Annotated in this window: 18 protein-coding genes and 1 riboswitch; of the genes, 2 read left to right on the top strand and 16 right to left on the bottom strand. The window is 71.2% G+C overall.

Features of this window, described 5'->3' with window-relative positions:
* Positions 1-44: 44 nt before the first annotated feature.
* The 10 genes from OG841_RS38445 to OG841_RS38400 all read right to left on the bottom strand — a co-directional run bounded on the left by OG841_RS38445 (position 45) and on the right by OG841_RS38400 (position 9074).
* Complete coding sequence (locus OG841_RS38445) at positions 45-1121, bottom strand: hemolysin family protein (protein ID WP_326670364.1); 1077 nt, start codon at positions 1119-1121, stop codon at positions 45-47.
* Positions 1118-2452: a hemolysin family protein gene (locus tag OG841_RS38440; RefSeq protein ID WP_328637181.1), complete on the bottom strand. Its 1335-nt coding sequence runs from the start codon at positions 2450-2452 to the stop codon at positions 1118-1120. The genes OG841_RS38445 and OG841_RS38440 overlap by 4 nt, the downstream gene beginning before the upstream one ends.
* A gap of 179 nt (positions 2453-2631) precedes the next feature.
* Positions 2632-3090, bottom strand: coding sequence for a PH domain-containing protein (locus OG841_RS38435; RefSeq protein ID WP_307073878.1), 459 nt, complete (start codon positions 3088-3090; stop codon positions 2632-2634).
* Positions 3091-3104: 14 nt separating this feature from the next.
* Positions 3105-3962 (bottom strand): ATP phosphoribosyltransferase, encoded by an 858-nt coding sequence (gene hisG, locus OG841_RS38430; protein WP_328637182.1) that lies wholly within the window; start codon positions 3960-3962, stop codon positions 3105-3107.
* 45 nt (positions 3963-4007) lie between these two features.
* Positions 4008-4280, bottom strand: a complete 273-nt coding sequence (locus OG841_RS38425; protein WP_020117406.1) for a phosphoribosyl-ATP diphosphatase — start codon at positions 4278-4280, stop codon at positions 4008-4010.
* Positions 4281-4314: 34 nt separating this feature from the next.
* A complete protein-coding gene (gene ribH, locus OG841_RS38420; RefSeq protein ID WP_057614122.1) occupies positions 4315-4800 on the bottom strand; it encodes a 6,7-dimethyl-8-ribityllumazine synthase in 486 nt (161 codons plus the stop codon).
* 28 nt (positions 4801-4828) lie between these two features.
* Positions 4829-6118: a bifunctional 3,4-dihydroxy-2-butanone-4-phosphate synthase/GTP cyclohydrolase II gene (locus OG841_RS38415; protein WP_328637183.1), complete on the bottom strand. Its 1290-nt coding sequence runs from the start codon at positions 6116-6118 to the stop codon at positions 4829-4831.
* A complete protein-coding gene (locus OG841_RS38410) occupies positions 6115-6756 on the bottom strand; it encodes a nicotinamide mononucleotide transporter family protein (RefSeq protein ID WP_365119892.1) in 642 nt (213 codons plus the stop codon). Before OG841_RS38410 ends, OG841_RS38415 begins: the two co-directional genes overlap by 4 nt.
* Positions 6753-7358, bottom strand: a complete 606-nt coding sequence (locus OG841_RS38405; protein ID WP_328637185.1) for a riboflavin synthase — start codon at positions 7356-7358, stop codon at positions 6753-6755. Before OG841_RS38405 ends, OG841_RS38410 begins: the two co-directional genes overlap by 4 nt.
* A gap of 148 nt (positions 7359-7506) precedes the next feature.
* Positions 7507-7637, bottom strand: a riboswitch (FMN riboswitch).
* A 264-nt stretch (positions 7638-7901) separates the two neighbouring features.
* Positions 7902-9074, bottom strand: coding sequence for an ROK family transcriptional regulator (locus OG841_RS38400; protein ID WP_328637186.1), 1173 nt, complete (start codon positions 9072-9074; stop codon positions 7902-7904).
* 113 nt (positions 9075-9187) lie between these two features.
* On the opposite strand from OG841_RS38400, the gene OG841_RS38395 reads away from it, so the two are divergent.
* The gene (locus OG841_RS38395; protein WP_371568907.1) at positions 9188-10399 is read left to right on the top strand and encodes an MFS transporter; all 1212 of its coding nucleotides are present in this window, start codon (positions 9188-9190) and stop codon (positions 10397-10399) included.
* Between the two features lie 10 nt (positions 10400-10409).
* On the opposite strand, the gene OG841_RS38390 is transcribed toward OG841_RS38395, so the two are convergent.
* Positions 10410-11540, bottom strand: a complete 1131-nt coding sequence (locus OG841_RS38390) for a glycoside hydrolase family 6 protein (RefSeq protein WP_328643486.1) — start codon at positions 11538-11540, stop codon at positions 10410-10412.
* 170 nt (positions 11541-11710) lie between these two features.
* On the opposite strand from OG841_RS38390, the gene OG841_RS38385 reads away from it, so the two are divergent.
* On the top strand, positions 11711-12397 hold the full coding sequence (locus tag OG841_RS38385; RefSeq protein WP_365119896.1) for a DUF5995 family protein: 687 nt from the start codon (positions 11711-11713) through the stop codon (positions 12395-12397).
* A gap of 266 nt (positions 12398-12663) precedes the next feature.
* Here OG841_RS38385 and OG841_RS38380 read toward each other — a convergent pair whose 3' ends face one another.
* The 5 genes from OG841_RS38380 to OG841_RS38360 all read right to left on the bottom strand — a co-directional run bounded on the left by OG841_RS38380 (position 12664) and on the right by OG841_RS38360 (position 19113).
* Entirely contained in the window at positions 12664-14364 is a 1701-nt protein-coding gene (locus OG841_RS38380) for a flavin monoamine oxidase family protein (protein WP_328637189.1), read from the bottom strand.
* Positions 14365-14404: 40 nt separating this feature from the next.
* Positions 14405-15193, bottom strand: a complete 789-nt coding sequence (locus tag OG841_RS38375; RefSeq protein ID WP_328637190.1) for a carbon-nitrogen hydrolase family protein — start codon at positions 15191-15193, stop codon at positions 14405-14407.
* A 117-nt stretch (positions 15194-15310) separates the two neighbouring features.
* Positions 15311-16531, bottom strand: coding sequence for an MFS transporter (locus tag OG841_RS38370; RefSeq protein WP_371568903.1), 1221 nt, complete (start codon positions 16529-16531; stop codon positions 15311-15313).
* 105 nt (positions 16532-16636) lie between these two features.
* On the bottom strand, positions 16637-18043 hold the full coding sequence (locus OG841_RS38365; protein WP_371568901.1) for an HAD-IA family hydrolase: 1407 nt from the start codon (positions 18041-18043) through the stop codon (positions 16637-16639).
* A 20-nt stretch (positions 18044-18063) separates the two neighbouring features.
* Positions 18064-19113, bottom strand: coding sequence for an ABC transporter ATP-binding protein (locus OG841_RS38360; RefSeq protein ID WP_328637193.1), 1050 nt, complete (start codon positions 19111-19113; stop codon positions 18064-18066).

Genomic DNA, 19113 nt, shown 5'->3' with positions numbered 1-19113 from the left:
TGAAGAGGCGTGCCTGCACCCACCCAGGGGCGCGGAGAACTGCGCTATGACGCCAGCGCCTCCTCGCTGCTACGGGGCTCGGTGACCCGAACCTCCGGCAGCTCCCGGTGCGCCGGGTCTCGTACCTCACCGACCAGCAGTTCCAGTACGTCCTCCAGGGCCACCAGACCCAGCACCTTCCCGGACCCGTCCGCCACCTGGGCCAGGTGTGTGGCCGCGCGCCGCATCACCGTCAGGGCGTCATCCAGCGGCAGGTCGGAGCGGAGCTTCGTCATCGGCCGCCAGATCTGCTGGGGCACCGCACGCTGCGAGTCCTCCAGATCCAGTACGTCCTTCACATGCAGGTACCCCATGAAGGCGCCGTTCTCCGCGGCGACCGGGAAGCGTGAGTACCCGGTACGGCCGGTGAGTTCGATGATCTGGCCCGGGGTCACCGAGGGGCGGACCGTCACCAGGGACTCGCGCTTCAGCAGGACATCCGTCACCGGGCGCGAGCCCAGTTCCAGCGCGTCCTCCAGGCGTTCCTGTTCCTCGGGGTCGAGCAGGCCCGCCTGGCCGGAGTCCTCGACCAGCCGGTTCAGCTGTTCGCTCGTGAAGACGGCCTCGACCTCGTCCTTGGGCTCGACGTGGAAGAGCCGCAGGATGGCCCGGGCGCAGGCGCCGAGGGCGATGGTGATCGGCCTGCAGAAGCGGGCGAAGTAGACCAGGCCGGGGCTGAGCCACAGCGCGACCTTCTCCGGGGCCGCCATCGCGAGGTTCTTCGGGACCATCTCGCCGATGACGAGGTGGAAGAAGACCACCGCGGCCAGGGCGATGACGTACCCCAGCGGGTGGATCACGCCGGTCGGAAGGTGGATCCACTCGAAGACCGGCTCCAGCAGATGCGCGACCGTCGGTTCGGCGACCGCGCCGAGCGTCAGCGAGCACACCGTGATGCCGAACTGGGCCGCCGCCATCATCTGCGGGAGCCGCTCGAGGCCGTACAGCACCTGTCGGGCCCGCGCCGTGCCGAGCGGTTCGATCTGGCTGCGGCGCACGGAGACGAGCGCGAACTCGGCGCCGACGAAGAACCCGTTGGCGAGCACGAGCAGCGCCGCGAAGAGGAGTTGGAGCACGCTCATCGGGCGGCCTCCATGACGTTGACCGTGGGCACCAGGCGGACCAGGCGGACGCGCTCGGCGCGGTAGTGCCCGACCTGGCGGACGGTGAGCCGCCAGCCGGGCAGCTCGGCCCGGTCGCCGACGGCGGGGATGCGGCCGAGCAGGTCGGCGACCAGCCCGGCGACGGTCTCGTACGGCCCCTCGGGCACGTCGAGGCCTATGCGCTGGAGGATGTCGACCCGGCAGCTGCCGTCGGCGTCCCAGGTGAGGCGGCCGTCCTCCGACGGGGCGGCGGCGAGTTCGGGGACGTCCTGTCCGTCGTGCTCGTCGCGGACCTCGCCGACGATCTCCTCGACGATGTCCTCCAGGGTGACCACGCCCGCCGTGCCGCCGTACTCGTCGACGACGACGGCGATGGGCTGCTCACTGCGCAGCTGGGCGAGGAGGGGCTGGACCGGGAGGGTCTCGGGCACCAGCAGGGCCGGGCGGGCGATGCGGGATACAGGGGTGCGCAGACGGTCCTGGACGGGGACCGCCAGGGCGTCCTTGAGGTGGGCCATGCCGACGATCTCGTCGATCTTCTCGCGGTAGACCGGGAAGCGGGACAGGCCCGTGGCGCGGGTGAGGTTGACGACGTCCTCGGCGGTGGCCGAGGCCTGGAGCGAGCTGACCTTCACGCGCGGGGTCATGACGTGCTGGGCGGTCAGCTCGGCGAGCGACAGCGTGCGGACGAAGAGGTCCGCGGTGTCCTGCTCCAGGGCGCCGGCCTGGGCCGAGTGCCGGGCCAGGGAGACGAGCTCGCCGGGGGTGCGGGCGGAGGCCAGTTCGTCGGCGGGCTCGATGCCGAGCGCGCGGACGAGGCGGTTGGCGACCGCGTTCAGGGCGGCGATCACCGGCCGGAACAACCGGGCGAAGGCGTGCTGCGGGCCGGCGACGAAGCGGGCGACCTGCATCGGCTTGGACACGGCCCAGTTCTTGGGCACGAGTTCGCCGATCACCATCTGCACGGCGGAGGCCAGCAGCATGCCGACGACGACGGCCACGCCGGAGACCGCGCCCTCGGGGATGCCGATGGCCGTGAACGGGCCGTGCAGCAGTTCCGCGAGCGCCGGTTCGGCGAGCATGCCGACGACGAGGGAGGTGATGGTGATGCCGAGCTGGGTGCCGGAGAGCTGGAAGGACAGCTCCTTGAGCGAGTCGGCGACGCGACGGGCCCGTCGGTCGCCTTCCGCGGCGGCCCTTTCGGCATCCGTGGCCTCGACGGTGACGAGGCCGAACTCGGCCGCCACGAAGAAGCCGTTGGCGAGGATCAGCAGAAACGCCGCTCCGAGGAGCAGCAAGGGGATGGTCATGCCGCCGCCTCGATATGCCGGGAGGGGGCGGCGCAGGTACTACAGGACGATCCGTCCATCGCTGGAGGGAGTCACTCCTCGGGTAGCAGGAACAACGAGAGGCGGAGGCGCAAGGAAAACGCCTCCGCCAACAGATTAATCAAGACATGGCCGACTGCGGCAGGGTGGAAGCCCCCGAGTCAGCCCTGATCTTCGTCGGAGCGGGCTGTGGAACGGGCCTCAGCGAGCGCGCGCAGGGCCTTCGCGTCGGCGATGGCCTGCTGCTTCGCGATACCCGGCTGGATGCCGAGGGCGGGCAGGCTGGTGCCGTCGCTGAGGTTGAGAAACACCCATGGATCGCCCGGTCGGAGGTTCACCTGGATGATCTCGGCCCATTCCAGATGCCGTCTGCCGGCGATGTTCTGGACGGTGACACCGGACTCGTCGGCGACGACCTTCACCCTGGCCAGCAGGAACAGCACACCGGCGAGCAGGGCCGCCGTGAAGATGAAGCTCAGGCGCTCGCCGGGTCCCAGCTGCTCGAGGAGCAGCGCGATCACCGTGATGGTCACGAAGATCGCGACGCCCGCGGTGAGCAGCACCGCGCGCGTGCGGCTCGGCCGGAACGTGACGGGAAGAGTGGGCAGTTCGGAGGACATCTGCGGTACGCCCCTCAGAGACGGCAGGCGTGGATGGCCGTCGTCAGGATGGCCCGCGCGCCGATGTCGTACAGGTCGTCCATGATCCGCTGCGCCTCCTTGGCGGGGACCATCGCGCGGACGGCGACCCAGCCCTCGTTGTGCAGCGGGGAGACGGTCGGGGACTCGAGGCCCGGCGTGAGTGCGACGGCCTTCTCGAGCTGCTCGACGCGGCAGTCGTAGTCCATCATCACGTACGTCCGGGCCACGAGGACGCCCTGGAGGCGGCGCAGGAACTGCTGAACCTTCGACTCGGCAGCCTCGTCGCTGTCGGCGCCGGTGCGGCGGATGACGACGGCCTCGGACTTCATGATGGGCTCGCCGAAGACCTCCAGGCCCGCGTTGCGCAGACTGGTGCCGGTCTCGACGACGTCGGCGATGACCTCGGCGACCCCGAGCTCGATGGCGGTCTCGACGGCGCCGTCGAGGTGGACGACGGAGGCGTCGATGCCGTGGTCGGCGAGGTGCCCCGCGACGATCCCCTCGTACGAGGTGGCGACCGTCTTGCCCTTCAGGTCCTCGACGCCGTTCGCCTCACCGGGCTTGGACGCGAAGCGGAAGGTGGAGCGGGCGAAGCCGAGCGGAAGGATCTCCTCGGCGTCGGCTCCGGAGTCGATCAGCAGGTCGCGGCCGGTGATACCGATGTCGAGCTGGCCGGAGGAGACGTAGATCGCGATGTCCCGGGGGCGGAGGTAGAAGAACTCCACGTCGTTGACCGGGTCGACGATCCGCAGTTCCTTGGACTCGCGGCGCTGCTGGTAGCCGGCCTCATGCAGCATCTCCCCCGCGGGGCCTGACAGGGAACCCTTGTTGGGGACGGCGATGCGCAGCATGAGGTCGGCTTCCTTTGCTCTCAGGGGTTTGTTGCGGCGAGTGGCTTACAGGTGGGCGTAGACGTCGTCGAGGGAGATCCCGCGCGCGACCATCATCACCTGGACGTGGTACAGCAGCTGCGAGATCTCCTCGGCGGCCGCCTCCTTGCCCTCGTACTCGGCGGCCATCCAGACCTCGGCGGCCTCTTCGACGACCTTCTTGCCGATGGCATGGACGCCCTTGCCGACCAGCTCTGCGGTGCGGGAAGTGGCGGGATCGCCGTTGGCGGCCTTGTGCTGGAGCTCGGTGAAGAGCTCCTCGAACGTCTTATTGGACATGGTGGCGCCCACTTTACGCGTAAGCCCGCACCACCTAACGCCATGGTTCAGATACTGAGCGGAGGGTGGCCGCCGTGGCCACCGCGGCGGTCACCGCCTCGTGCCCCTTGTCCTCGTTGGAGCCCTCGATGCCCGCGCGGTCCAGGGCCTGTTCCTCGGTGTCGCAGGTGAGGACGCCCATGCCGACGGGGACGCCGGTGTCCACCGAGACCTGGGTGAGGCCCTGGGTGACGCCCTGGCACACGTACTCGAAGTGCGGGGTGCCGCCGCGGATGACGACGCCGAGGGCGACGATCGCGTCGTAGCCGCGGCCCGCGAGGACCTTGGCGACGACCGGGAGCTCCCAGCTGCCGGGGACCCGGAGCAGGGTCGGCTCGTCGATGCCCAGGTCGTGCAGGGCGCGCAGGGCGCCGTCCACCAGTCCGTCCATCACCTTCTCGTGCCACTGCGCCGCGATGACGGCGACCCGCAGGTCACCCACGTTGCGTACGGACAGCTCCGGTGCGCCCTTGCCGCTCACGTTCTTCAGTCTCCTCGAGGTGCTTGTGCTACTGGTTGCTGCAGGTGGACACGGGGGTGGTGTCCAGCCAGGGCAGGTCGTGGCCCATCCGGTCCCGCTTGGTGCGCAGGTAGCGGAGGTTGTGCTCGCCCGCCTGTACGGGCATCGGCTCCCGTCCCGTGACCTTGAGTCCGTGCCGCAGGAGGGCGTCGGACTTGTCGGGGTTGTTGGTCATCAGGCGCAGGCTGTGGACGCCGAGGTCCTCCAGGATCTGCGCGCCGGCGCCGTAGTCGCGGGCGTCGGCGGGCAGGCCGAGTTCCAGGTTGGCGTCGAGGGTGTCGTGGCCCTGCTCCTGGAGTTCGTACGCGCGCAGCTTGGAGAGCAGGCCGATGCCGCGCCCCTCGTGGCCGCGCAGGTAGACCACCACTCCCCTGCCCTCGGCCTGGATGCGCTCCAGGGAGGCGTCCAGTTGGGGGCCGCAGTCGCAGCGCAGGGAGCCGAAGATGTCGCCGGTGAGGCACTCGGAGTGGACGCGGACCAGGACGTCCTCGCCGTCGCCGATCTCGCCGTGCACCAGGGCGACGTGCTCGACGCCGTCGACGGTGGAGCGGTAGCCGTACGCCCTGAAGGTGCCGTGGGCGGTGGGCAGCCGGGTCTCGGCCTCGCGGCGGACCGTGGGCTCGCTGGTCCGGCGGTAGGCGATCAGGTCCTCGATGGAGATGATCGTCAGGCCGTGCTTGCGGGCGAAGGGGATCAGCTCGGGCAGCCGGAGCATCCGGCCGTCCTCGCCGGCGATCTCGACGATCGCTCCGGCCGGGCGCAGTCCCGCGAGCCGGGCGAGGTCGACGGCGGCCTCGGTGTGGCCGTTGCGGGTGAGGACGCCTCCGTCCTTGGCACGCAGCGGGAAGATGTGGCCGGGCCGGACGAAGTCGGTGGGCTCGGCCGCGCCGCTCGCGAGGAGCTGGAGCGTGGTCGCGCGGTCGGAGGCCGAGATCCCGGTGGTCACTCCGTGAGCACCGGAGGCGTCCACGGAGACGGTGAACGCGGTCTTCATCGACTCGGTGTTGTCGTCGACCATCTGCGGCAGCTTGAGCCGGTCCAGTTCGTCGCCCTCCATGGGGGCGCAGATCAGGCCGCGGCACTCGCTCATCATGAAGGCGACGATCTCGGGGGTGACCTTCTCGGCGGCGACGACCAGGTCGCCCTCGTTCTCGCGGTCCTCGTCGTCGACGACCACGATGGGGCGGCCGGCCGCGATGTCGGCGATGGCCTGCTCGACCGGGTCAAGCGCGAAGTCCTCGAAGCCGTCGGTGCTGTACAGAATGGGTGCGGCACTCATGCCGGCGCTCCTTCCAGGGCGGGCTGCGCGGACTCACGGGAGCGCAGCCACCAGTCGCGCATGCCCCACAGGACGAGCGCGCCGTAGATGACGTAGACGAAGCCGGAGAAGGCGTAGCCGTTGGCGAAGTTCAGCGGGACGCCGACGAGGTCGACGAGGAGCCAGGCGAACCAGAACTCGACCATGCCGCGGGCCTGGGCGTACATGGCGACCACGGTGCCGACGAAGATGTAGGCGTCCGGCCAGGGGTCCCAGGACAGGGTCGGGTAGGCCTTGAAGAGCAGGGCGACCGCGACGGTGCCGACGGCGGCGGCGCCGACGAGGGCGGCCCGCTCGCGCCAGGTGGCGAAGCGCGGGGCGATGTGGCCGTCCCCGGACTTGGTCTTGTCGCGGTTCCACTGCCACCAGCCGTACAGCGCGACGACCATGACGACGGTCTGCTTACCGGCGCTGCCGGTGAGGTGCCCGAAGAAGGCGCCGAAGAGGATGAGGCCGGAGGCGAACTGCACCGGCCAGCTCCACAGGTTGCGCCGCCAGCCGAGGGCGAGGGCGATGAGGCCGAGGATGTTGCCGATCATGTCCGACCAGAGGATGTGCTGGCCGAACAGGGTGAAGGCCTCGGTGTTGAGGGAGTTCACTTCCCCGCCCCCTGATTGCTCGCGAGCAGGCGCTCCACGTACTTGGCGACGACGTCGACCTCGAGGTTGACCGGGGCGCCGGGCTGCTTGAGGCCGAGCGTGGTCAGGGCGAGGGTGGTGGGGATGAGGCTGACGGTGAAGTAGTCCGGACCGGCGTCCACGACGGTGAGGCTGATGCCGTCGACCGTGATGGAGCCCTTCTCCACGACGTAGCGCGCGAGGTCCGCGGGCAGCGAGATCTTGATGATCTCCCAGTTCTCGGAGGGCTTGCGCTCCAGGACCTCGCCGGTGCCGTCCACGTGCCCCTGCACGATGTGCCCGCCGAGGCGCGCGCCCACGGCGGTGGGACGCTCGAGGTTGACGCGGGAGCCGACACCCAGGGCGCCGAGGCTCGATCGGTCGAGGGTCTCGGCCATCACGTCGGCGGTGAACTCGTCGCCCTCGTGGTCGACGACGGTGAGGCAGACGCCGTTGACGGCGATGGAGTCCCCGTGTTTCGCGCCCTCGGTGACGACGGGGCCGCGCAGTCGGAAGCGACAGGCGTCGCCGAGGTTCTCGACGGCGGTGATCTCGCCCAGCTCTTCGACGATTCCGGTGAACACGTCCCGGGTCCTCCCTGCCTCATGGGGGCACGGACTCCGGGGCTGTCGATGACGACAGAATGAAACGAGCAGGGACACCGGGGGCGACGCCGGACGCACCCGTCCCGAAGGACGGACCGATACGGCGGCGCGCACGAATGCCCGCCCGCCGCGCACTGCCTCCCATCCGGACTTTAACCGTCGGTCCAGGAATTTCACCTGGTCAACCGGCCGCTGGAAGCGGTCGGGTCGCGGACTGTAACCGCCGGTTCGGACTTTCACCGACCCCGGAGTGCGCTGCTTCTGGTACAGAGCCAGTGTGCCACGCCTGATCGACGTCCATATGGGCGAAGGGTGTGGGGTGGCTCACAGACAGTACCGATGGACATTTCAGGCCCGCACTCCCAAGTGGCGGATGGCGCAGATCCATTGACTATTGGTCTAGTCCTTTTTAGGGTCGCCTTGCGTGGACACCCGTAGAGACGGGTCCGGCGGCGGTGACGACGGCCCTTGCCCGCCGCCGGGCCTCCCCCTGGGGGGCCACCACCTGCGGGCCCCGCGACCCTAGCGCGGTGCGAACAAGTCGTCCTGAGCCCTGTCTCTCGCCGTGAGCAGGGCTCCTCGCAGGACCGCTTCTCCGCCCAGCGTGCTCGCTCTCACCTCCGTGGCCAGAGGTGACATACGGCGGACCCGGCTTTCCACCCGTGCCGCGAGGTCCGCCCCGCCGGCCCGGCCCACCTCGCCGCCCAGGACCAGGCAACCCGGATCGAGAATGGCCACGACCGACGCGACCCCTATGGCCAGGCGGTCCGCGAGGGCGTCGAGGAAGTCCGCCGAGCCGTCGGCCACCGCCTCCCGCACCACGTGCGCGGCCGGAGGCTCGTGCCCGTCCACCTCGACCGCCGGCCCGTGCCGCTCCGCCAGTCTCACGATCGCCGACGACCCCGCGAGGGAGTGGAAGCCCCCCTCACAGTCCACCGCGGAGGGCAGTCCCACCGTCCCCGGCACCGGCAGGAAACCGATCTCCCCGGTGCCGCCCGACGCGCCCCGGCGCAGGATGCCGTCCAGGACGACCGCCGCGCCCGTGCCGTGGCCGAGCCACAGCAGGACGAAGGTGTCCCGGTCCCGGGCCGCCCCGTCGCGCTGCTCCGCCAGCGCCGCGAGGTTGGTCTCGTTCTCGACGTGGATGCGCGTGTTCGGGAGCCGCTCCTGCAACGCCAGCACCAGGCGCCGGTGCCATTCGGGCAGGCCACCGGAGTCGCGGAGCTCGCCGGTGACCGGGTCGATGAGGCCGGGAGCGCCGATGCCGACGGTATGGAGTTCCGGCACCCCCGCCTCCTTCGCCGCGCGCTCGACCAGCGCGACCGCCCGCTCGACCGCGGGCCCGGTCCCCATGTCCCCTTCGATGGGCACCGACGCCTCGGCCAGCACCCGACCCAGCAGGTCGGAGACGACGACGGAGACACCCTCGGTGCGCACGTCGAGAGCCGCGAGGTGGGCCTGGTCGGCGACGATGCCGTACAGCCTGGCGTTGGGGCCGCGGCGCTGCTCCCCCGACTCCCCGACCACGTCGATCAGTCCGGCGGCGGCGAGGCGCTCGACGAGGTCGGCGACGCTCGGCCGGGACAGTCCGGTGAGCTGCTTCAACTGCCCTGCCGTCAGCGGGCCTTCCTGCTGGAGCAGTCGCAGGGCGAGCCGGTCGTTGATGGCCCGGGCGGTGCTCGGGGATGCGGGCATGCCGGGAATCCTCTCAGATTCGCAGTGCCGAAAGTGCGCTATCTATCAGGCAGGGTTCCTGATAGTTTACGCGGCGGCAGCGGGACGACGAGGATCCGGGGAGGGGCCCGACAATGAGCGATGTGGTGCGCGCGTCGGCAGAGGTACGGCGGGCCCGGTACGCCGTGGCCGCCGTGTTCGCCGTGCACGGGGCCGTGACCGGTTCGTTCGCGACGCGGGTGCCCTGGATCCAGGACCATGCCTCGGTCGGCGCGGGTCAACTGGGCTTCGCCCTGGCCTTCACGGCGTTCGGCGCGTCCTGCGCGATGCCGTTGGCGGCCCGGGTCAGCCACCGCTTCGGCAGCCGGACGGCCCTGCGCGGGCTGATCGTGCTGTGGACGCTGTCCCTCGTTCTGCCCGCGCTCGCGCCCAACCTCTACACCTTGTGCCTGGCGATGTTCGTGTACGGCGCGAGCGCCGGTATGGCCGACGTGGTCATGAACGCGCTGGGTGTCGAGGTGGAGAACCTGCTGGGCAAGTCGATCATGTCCGGGTTGCACGGCATGTGGAGCGCGGGTGCGCTTGTCGGCTCGGCGGGCGGCACGCTCGCCGCGCATCTGGGCGCGGACGCGCGCGTGCACTTCGCGCTGGCGACGGCCTGCCTCACCGTGCTCGGTGTGCTGGCCTGCCGGTGGGTCCTCGACGTGCAGGCCGGTGCGGACGAGGAGCCGCCGCCCCGGTTCGCGCTGCCCCCGAAGTCGGCCCTGTTGATCGGTACGGTCGGTTTCTGCGCGGTGTTCGCGGAGGGGGCGAGCCTGGACTGGTCCGCCGTGTATCTCAAGGACCGGCTGGACTCCTCGGCAGGACTCGCCGCCGCCTGCACGACCGGCTTCATGCTCACCATGGCGGTGGCCCGGATCGCGGGCGACGCCGTGGTCAACCGCTTCGGGTCGGTCCGCACGGTCCGCCTGGGCGGTGTCCTGGCCGCCGGCGGCGGGCTGCTCATCGTCGTCGCGAACCATCCGGCGGTGGCCATGACCGGCTTCGCCCTGATGGGTCTCGGCATCGCGGTGGTCGTGCCACTGTGCTTCGCGGCGGCGGGGCGCAGCGGGCCCAATCCGAGCCAGGCCATCGCGGGCGTCGCGACCATCACCTACACCTCGGGGCTCATCGCGCCGAGCCTGCTGGGCGGGGTGGCCCAGGCCACCAACCTGACGGTCTCCTTCGTCCTGGTGACCGTCCTGGCCGGGGGCCTCGTCGCCTTCGCGGGCGTCCTGCGCGCCGGAGACCGCGACCGCCCGAAGCTGAGCCCCACGGCCGCGGCAGTTCCCGACCGGCAGTCCTGAAGCCGTAGCTCTAGGGCGAGGCCAGCTCATAGGCGTACGACGGGCTGAACGTGCCCGGTGTCCCCTTGCAGCCGTCCGATTCCCCCGGGAGCTTCACCCACAGATAGGCGTCGATCCTCGGCTCGCCGGTGTCCAGAGTCGGTGCCCGACCGATCTTCCGGCCGGGCGGGTCGCACCACTCGCCGCCGGGCGGCGCACCGTTGCCGTTGCGGCTGGTGTCGATGACGGCGCCCAGGCCGGGCGGTCCGTCCAGGGCGTCGAGGATCTGGCGGTCGTAGGCGATCTCGGCAGCCGTGGTGTGGAAGTTGGAGACATTGCTGAAGATCCCGTCGGAGGAGGCGGCCGAGGCTGCGCCCGCCTGCTTCAGCAGGGCCGCCTGCTCGGCCGCCGGACGCCAGCCGGAGTGACCGGCGTCGTAGTAGACGCGTGCCTCGGGGTTCGCGGCCTTCAGGACCCGGCCCGCGCGGGCCAGCGAGGCGAAGCGGTCTGCCCTTCGAGCGGCCGGGAGGCACTCCGACTGGGCGATCGAGTCGGGCTCCAGGACCACGACGACCTCGCCGGAGCCGAGCCCGGCGGCGAACCTGTCGATCCAGGCGTCGTACGCCCCGAGGTCCGGCGCCCCGCCCTGGGAGGCGCCGCCGCAGTCACGGTCAGGGATCGCGTACGCCACGACCACCGGGACCCGGTCGTGCGCGGCACCTCCCGACGTGACCGCGCGGACCCTGGAGGTGATGGTCGCCGGGGCGTAGTCGGCGAACCAGACGGCGGCCGGCCGGTCGGCGATGCGGGACTCTATGACATAGGCACGCCGGTCGCGCGGATTGTCCTGCACCCAGTCGAGCACCTGGGAGGAGGGGTAGCGGTAGAGGCGGGTGGCGGTGCTGGTCCGGGTCTTCCCGTAACCGGGGCTCGCCTTCTCGGGGGACGGGGACGCGCTCACCTTCGCCGAGGGCGAGGCAGGGGCGGAGGCGGAGGGAGGGGCCGGCTCGGACGCCGACGGTAGGACGGGCGTCGAGTCCGGGCTCGGGGAGCCGCTGACGAGCCCCGGCCGCGCCTCGTCGGAGCCGCCCCGGTCGCCGAGCGCGGAGAGCATCCCGGTCGCGGTGCCGACGGCGACCACCACGGAGGCCGCCGCGACCATCGCGCCGCGGCCCATGGCGCGCCTGCGCGCGGCCCGGCGCGCGGCCAGCCGCTGGGCACGTAGGCCTGACACCCTGTCGCCCCCTCGCACGGCAGGGAATGTTCCCCCGTTCTGGGGAAGCGTCGGGCCCGCCGGTACTCCGGCCACCCTAGGACTGGGACCCTGCCGCTATGGCGCAATTGGAACAGTTCACCACTCCCCTCGACGCGGTCGTCTCCCGTATGCGCGCCCTGGAGGAGGACCTGCCGGACCGGGACGGCGTAGCGGTCTTCAACCGTGTCTACCTCGCCGTCACCGAGGCGGTCGACCGGTGCGTCGACGGAGGCCGGTTCGCGGACGCCCGGGCCGCGATCACGCTGGACGTGCGGTTCGCGGAGCGCTATCTCGCGGCGGTGGACGCGGTCGCCCGCGAACGCCGTCCGCCGGCCTGCTGGCGGCCCCTGTTCCAGTTCCGCCGTCATCCCGGCGTACGACCACTGCAGTTCGCGCTCGCGGGCATCAACGCGCACATCGGCCACGACCTGGCGCTCGCCGTCGTGGACACCTGTCGTAGCCTCGACTGCGAACCCGCCGACGTGGAGGACGAGTTCGACCGCGTGGGTGATCTCCTCGTCTCGCTGGAGGAGCGCATCCGCGAAGATCTGATGCCGGGCCCCGACCTGCTGCAGATCGCCGATCCGCTCACCCATCTGCTCGGCGCCTGGAGCCTGGAGCGCGCCCGCGAGGCCACCTGGACCGCGGCACGGGCCCTGTGGGCGCTGCGCGGACTGCCCGACGTGGCCGAGGAGTTCACCCAGCGCCTGGACACGGCGGTGGGATTCGCGGGACGCATGCTGCTCACTCCGCTGCCAGACTGAACCACCTCACGTGTGTCCGGCTTACGTTGGCCGGTGAACCGCTCGATGCGACCCGACGCAATGGAGCGCACATCCTCGTAGCCGATCCGTCCTACTGCCCTCCTACAACAGGAAGGCGATGCTCCGGCCGGTCGACCGGGCCGACGGCTGGATGCCCAACGTCCTGGTCGGGCATCGGCAACTCGCCGAGGAGTGGCGTCAGTTGCGTGACCTCGCCGCCGAGCTGTACGAGTAGGCGCGTGCCGTCGGGATCCCGTGCCTCGGCGCTAGTCCTCGGGAAGCTCGACCGGCGCGATCTCCTCGTACACGTCCCCCGGACCCGGGTTGGTCGCGTCGGTCTCGCCGCCGAAGTGGTGCATGACGCCCCAGACCGCGTTCAGCGCGGTCTGGATCGCGCCCTCGGCCCAGCCGGCCGTCCAGGAGATGTCGTCGCCGGCGAGGAAGACGCCCCGCTTGTCCTCGGGCAGCCGGTCCTGCATGAAGTGCGTGAACAGGCGCCGCTGGTAGCGGTAGTGGCCGGGCAGGTTGGCCTTGAACGCGCCCATGAAGTAGGGCTCGTTCTCCCAGGAGACGGTCACCGGGTTGCCGATGACGTGCTTCCTGATGTCGACCTTGGGATAGATCTCGCCGAGCGACTTCAGCATGACCTCCATCCGCTCGTTCGCGGACAGCGGGAGCCACTTCAGGCTGTCGTCGCACCAGGTGTAGGAGAGGCAGATGACGGCGGGCTTGTCGGGACCGTCGTCGAGGAGGTAAGTCCCGCGCGTCATCCGGTCGGTGAGCGTCATCGACATGACGTCACGCCCGGTTTCCTCGTCCTTGTCGAGCCAGAACGGCCGGTCGACGGGCACGAACAGCTTGCTGGACTCCATGTAGTGGGTGCGCTCGATCGCCGTCCAGTGGTCGATCGGGAAGAGCGAGTCGTCGCATGCGATCTTCGACAGCAGCATCCAGGACTGGGCGGTGAAGATCGCCGCCGCATAGGTGCGGATGTCTCCTCGCGCGTCCGTCACGGTGATCCGGTTGCCGGCCGTGCGGTGCAGGCGGGTGACCGCCGGGCGGGGCTCGCCACCCTGGTGCAGTGCCGCGAGCGAGGTGCCCTGGGCCCAGTGCACGATCTTCTCCGGCTCGCGCTCCCACAGCCTGAGCGGCAGCTGCTGGGAACCCCCCACGATCCCCCGGTGGTGGTCGTCGGCCTCGGTGTAGACGACGCGCAGGATCTCCAGGATGGAGTTGGGGAAGTCGGTGTCCCAGCCGCCGGTGCCGAAGCCGACCTGCCCGAAGATCTCGCGGTGGCGGAAGGACCTGAACGCCTCCGAGTCGCAGAGGAATCCGTAGAAGGTCTGGTTGTCGAGCTTCTCGACGAGCCGTGCCCAGATCTCGCGGATGCGCGGCACGTCCCGCTCGCGCAGGGCCCGGTTCATGTCGGTGAAGTCGGCGCCCTCTTCGAGGCACCTGTTCCAGGCCTCGGCGACATCGCGGTAGACCTGCGGGAGATCGGCGATCGTCTCGGCGTAGTGGGACTCGCCCTTGAGGTCGACGACCGTCGAAGGGGTCGCCTCCGCGAGGGGGTTGGGGAAGGGACGGGTCTCCAGGCCGACGAGGTCGATGTAGTGCTGGAGCGCCGTCGAGGAGGGCGGGAAGCGCATCGCGCCCATCTCGGCGGTGAGTCCCTGGGTGCCCTGGCCGTCGAAGCCGACGGTCCGCAGCCGCCCGCCGATCCGGTCGGCCTCGTACACCACCGGCCTGAGGCCCATCTTCATCAGCTCGTACGCGGCCACGATGCCGGAGAGACCGCCGCCGATCACCGCGACCTCGGTGCCGTGCTCGGTCGCCGGTATCTGACCGAGGCCCGCCGGGTGGGCGAGGAAGTCGTCGTAGGCGTACGGGAAGTCCGGCCCGAACATGGTGATCGGCGGCTGCTGCGCGTCTGCGTGCTCGACGGCGTTGGGCACGGTGGACGTCATGGGGTACGGACTCCTTGAAGCGATGAGGGTGGTTCGGACGTCAGACGAGGGACCTGTAGAGGCCGGGCCGGCGGTCCGTCAGATACGGGTTCGCCGCACGGGAGTCGGCCAGCAGGGCGGCGTCGGCGTCGGCGAACACCAGCTCCTCGCCGTGTCCGGCGCGGGCCCGGGCCACCCCGTCGGGGCCGGCCAGCGTGGAGAGCCCGACGAACTCGAACTCCCCTTCCTGGCCGACCCGGTTGACGTAGGCGACGTACATCTGGCTCTCCCAGGCCCGCACCGGCACGAGGGACTCGGCGACGAACTGGAACGGGTGCATCTGGGCCGTCGGCACGAGGAGGAGGTCGGTACCGGCGAGGGCGTGGGCGCGGACGTTCTCCGGGAACTCGACGTCGTAGCAGATCATGAGGCCGACGGTGAGTCCGCCCAGCTCCGCCTGGATCACCGGCTGTTCACCGGGCTCGAAGTGGTCGCGCTCGAAGCAGCCGAAGAGGTGGGTCTTGCGATAGTTCGCGAGACGGACACCGTCGGCGGAGATCAGCTGGGCGGAGTTGTGAACCGCGTGGGAGACACGTTCGGGATAGCCGTACGCGATCGCGATCCCGTGCCGCTCGGCGATCTCCGCGACCGTGTCCGCGGAGTCGCCGTCGGCCGGTTCGGCGAGGCGGGCGATGTCGTCGCCGATCGCGTACCCGGTGAGGAACATCTCCGGCGCGGCCAGCAGCGCGGCGCCCGCGGCGGCGGCCCGGCCCGCGGCCTCGTCGAGGACCTTGAGGTTCCCCTCGACGGAGCCGGGGCGGCCGGAGCTCTGGAGCAGGGCGGTGCGCATGCGTGATCCTCACCGGGGCGGAAGGTGGTCGTGGGGGCCACAGAGAGGGGCCACCTAGACGGTACGGGCGGCTCACCAGGGCGGACAAGGAGGAGCCGTTGCGCGCCGGTAAGCGTTTCATTGCGTGCGCGGGCGGCCCCCCGGCGATTCGTTGCGTGCGCCGCCGCCCCGGCCCAGCACCAGCGCCGTCACCAGATACGGCACCGAGAGGATCACGAACACCGTGCTGTGCGCCAGGGACGCCCCGAGCAGGGTGTACGCACCGAACACGGCGACCGTGACCAGTTCCGTGCCCAGGCTCGCCACCGAGGTCAGCGTGGCCCGGCGGGCGTCGTCGATGCGGTGCTGGAGCCTGACGTCGGCGAGCACCTCGGCCAGCTGGAAGCCCGCGAAGGCGAGGCCCACGAGAACGATGCCGGCGGGGGTGCGGACCCCGGCGCCCATGGCGAGGGCGAGTGCGGAGCCCGCGATCATGGCGGCGAGGCCCCGGGTGCCCAGGCGCTCGGCCGGCCCGGCGAACAGGCTGCCGACGGTGACGATCGCCCAGACCAGCAGGACCAGATAGGGCACGGTCGCGTCGGCCACGCCGAGGTCGCGGATCAGCAGCGAGACGTACTCGTCGAGCGCGCCCCACACCGCGGCGACGGCCGGGACGAGCAGCAGGGCGCCCCGGACGGTCCGGTCCCCACGAGCCTCGGCGACACCGGCCCGCAGGGTCGCCGCCCAGCGCGTGCTCCCCTTCTCGGCCGGTACCCGGTGTTCCGGCAGCCGGGTCGCCGTCACCGCGGCCAGCAGACAGGCCAGGACACTCGCGGCGCCCACGGCCTCGTAACCGCCCAGTGCGAGGACCGGTCCGGCGAGGCCCATCGCCACGACGGTGGCCAGCAGCCGGGCCGCCCGGGCCCGCCCCATCACGCGCGCGTACCGCTCGGCGCCCCCGAGTCGCTCCAGCTCGTCGTACACGAGGGCTTCCAGCGCACCCGAGCCGAGCGCGCCGCCGGCACCCCACAGCATGAAGCCCACCGCGAAGGCCCCGTACGACGGGATGGTCACCCACAGCGTGAAGCCGACGGCCGTGAGCAGCGGGCCGATCCACAGCAGCCTGCGGCGCGAGACGGTGTCGGCCCAGGCGCCGGAGGGCACCTCGAGGACGACGGCCGTGATCGACCACAGGGCGAACAGTGAGGAGATCTGCCAGAGCGGCAGGCCGGTGTCGGCGAACAGCAGCGCGTACACCGGGTAGAGCAGGACGAGATCGTCGAGGAACGCGTAGCCGTACAGCGTGGTCGTCAGCCGGCGGACGCCGGTCGCGGGCACACGTGCGGGTGAGAGTGTCATGAGGCCTTCCCGGAAGGGCGGTTCGGACGTCGTCGGTACGGCGTCCGAGGTGGCCCTCGGGAGGCACGGCTGGTGGATCAATGTCGCCAGGTCATGGCACCGATGTTAGACAGTCCCGGGCCCGCTGCCCAGCGAAAATGTGGTGATCACCGCGGCGTGGTCGGACGGCCAGTCGTTGTCCTCGACGTCCGGCCAGGTCCGCGGGGTGCCGCTGACGTAGGTCCGGGAGTGGAGAACCCGCAGGCCGCGGTGGAGGACGAAGTCGATCCGGTCCTGCGGCTCGGGGTGAGCGTGCACCGGCGACCAGGTGTGGCCCGGGTCGCGTACGACATCGGGACGGGCCTGCCGGAAGGAGTCCCCGAAACCCGCCTCCTCCGCCGCCTTGGTCACCGGCCACTCGACGTCCGGCCGATCCAGGTGGGAGGGGCTGTTGAAGTCGCCGACGAGGACGACGGGCGCCGCACCCGCAATCCGGCGCAGCGTGTCCCGCATCTGCCCGGTCCGCACCTCCTCATGGGCGAGCGGCTCGGACGCGTAGGGCCCGTAGTGCTCGGCGTCGAGGTGTGCCGTCCAGACCTCGACCTCCTGATCCCCTACGGCGATCCGGGCCCCGGCGGCCCCGTAGAAACCGACGTCCGGGTCGCCCAGCACGGCCGCGATCGGGAACCGGCTGATGATGCCGAGGTTCGGTCCCGCGCTGTGGTGGTGCCAGCCGAGCGCCTCGGCAAGTTCCTCGGCGGCGCCGCCGTACGTCTCCTGGAGCCCGACCACGTCCACGTCGGTCTCCGCGATGACCTTGAGCTGCTTGGCCCGGTGATCGCGGACCTTGGTGCCGCCGTACCAGAGGTTCCAGGTCATCACGCGGAGCCGGTGGGGCAGCAGGGAGCGGAGCCTGTCGACGGTGACGCCCTCCAGGCTGGCCAGTACCGTCCGGCCGGGCGCGGGCTCTATGGGGGCGAGCGAGGGCACCGCGAGCACCGCGCAGCCCGCCGCTTCCGCCGAGGCGACGCCGGTCTCCGTGTCCTCCACGGCCACGCAGCCCGCCGGATCGACGCCGAGCGTCCGGCACGCGGCGAGGTAGGGGTCGGGGGCCGGCTTGGTGTGTGGCGTGTCGTCGGCGGTGACGGAGACCGCGAAGCGATCGGCGCCGAGCGCGTCGAGCACGGTGTCGGCGACGGCCCGGGGGGACGCGGTCACCAGAGCCGTGGGGACGCCCTCGCGGGCCAGGGCGTCAAGCAGGGCGAGGGCGCCGGGGCGGGGCACGATGCCGGTGCGGACGCGGTCCGCGAACTCCCGGTGGAGGGTCTCGGCGAGGTCCGCGGCCACCGTGCCCGTGAGCGCGGCCAGCCAGGCGGCCGTGTACTCGACCGGGCGGCCGAGCACCTCGGGCCGGTCCTCCTCGGTCAGGACCCGCCCGGCGACCTGCTCCACCGCCTCCCACCACAGCCGCTCGGTGTCGACGAGCGTGCCGTCCATGTCGAACAGGACGGCCTGGAGCGGGAGTCGGTTCACGGGTGCCTCTTTCTGGAAGTTCAGGACGTACGTTCGGCCACGAGCACCGGCCGTTCCGGCAGCGACACACTCACCGCGGCACCCGCCGTGAGCTCGGCGGCCTCGTGCGCGGGCAGATCGGCCTTCACGGCGGTGCCGTCGGCGAGCCGGACGGTGACACGGACGGCCGCGCCCAGGAAGGACGTGGCGACCACGCGGGACTTCCCGTCGGCCGCGGCCCGTACCCGCACGGCCTCCGGCCGCACCAGCACGTCGACCTCGGTCGCGGACGGCACCGGGCCGTCGACCGGCAGCCGCTGCCCGAGCACGTCGACCGTCCCGTCGGCGAGCCGTCCCGGGATCCGGCTCATCGTGCCGACGAACTCGGCGACGAAGGCGGTGGCGGGGCGGCTGTACAACTCGCTCGGCGCCGCGCACTGTTCGAGCTTCCCTGCGTGCATCACGGCGACCCGGTCCGCCATGGACAGGGCCTCCTCCTGGTCGTGGGTGACGAACAGGGTGGTGATGCCGAGCTCCTGCTGGAGCCGCCGGATCTCCTCGCGCAGGGCGAGCCGCACCTTGGCGTCCAGCGCCGACAAGGGCTCGTCGAGCAGCAGCACGCGCGGGCGCAGGGCGAGGGCCCGGGCGAGCGCGACGCGCTGCTGCTGACCGCCGGAGAGCTGGTGCGGGAACCGCCCGCCCTTCTCGGCGAGACCGACCAGTTCCAGCAACTCGGCGGCTCTGGACCGCCGTTCGGCCGTCCGGACCTTGCGCATCCGCAGTCCGAAGGCCACGTTGTCGAGCGCGTCGAGATGCGGGAAGAGGCTGTACGACTGGAAGACCATCCCGGCGTCCCGGCGGTGGGCCGGAACCCGGGTGACGTCCTCGCCGTCCACCAGCACGTCCCCCGAGTCGGGGTGTTCGAAGCCGGCGAGCATCCTGAGCGCGGTGGTCTTGCCGCAGCCGGACGGGCCGAGCAGGGCGACGAGCTCACCGGGCCGGACGGTCAGATCGAGGCCGTCGAGGGCGACGGTCGGGCCGAACTCCCGCCTGATCCCCCGGAATTCGACGGTTGCCGCTGATTCAAGCAT

This window comes from Streptomyces canus, assembly GCF_041435015.1.
GTDB lineage: Bacteria > Actinomycetota > Actinomycetes > Streptomycetales > Streptomycetaceae > Streptomyces > Streptomyces canus_G.
Note: the sequence above shows the minus strand (reverse complement) of the source record. Positions and strands in the feature narration are given on the sequence as shown.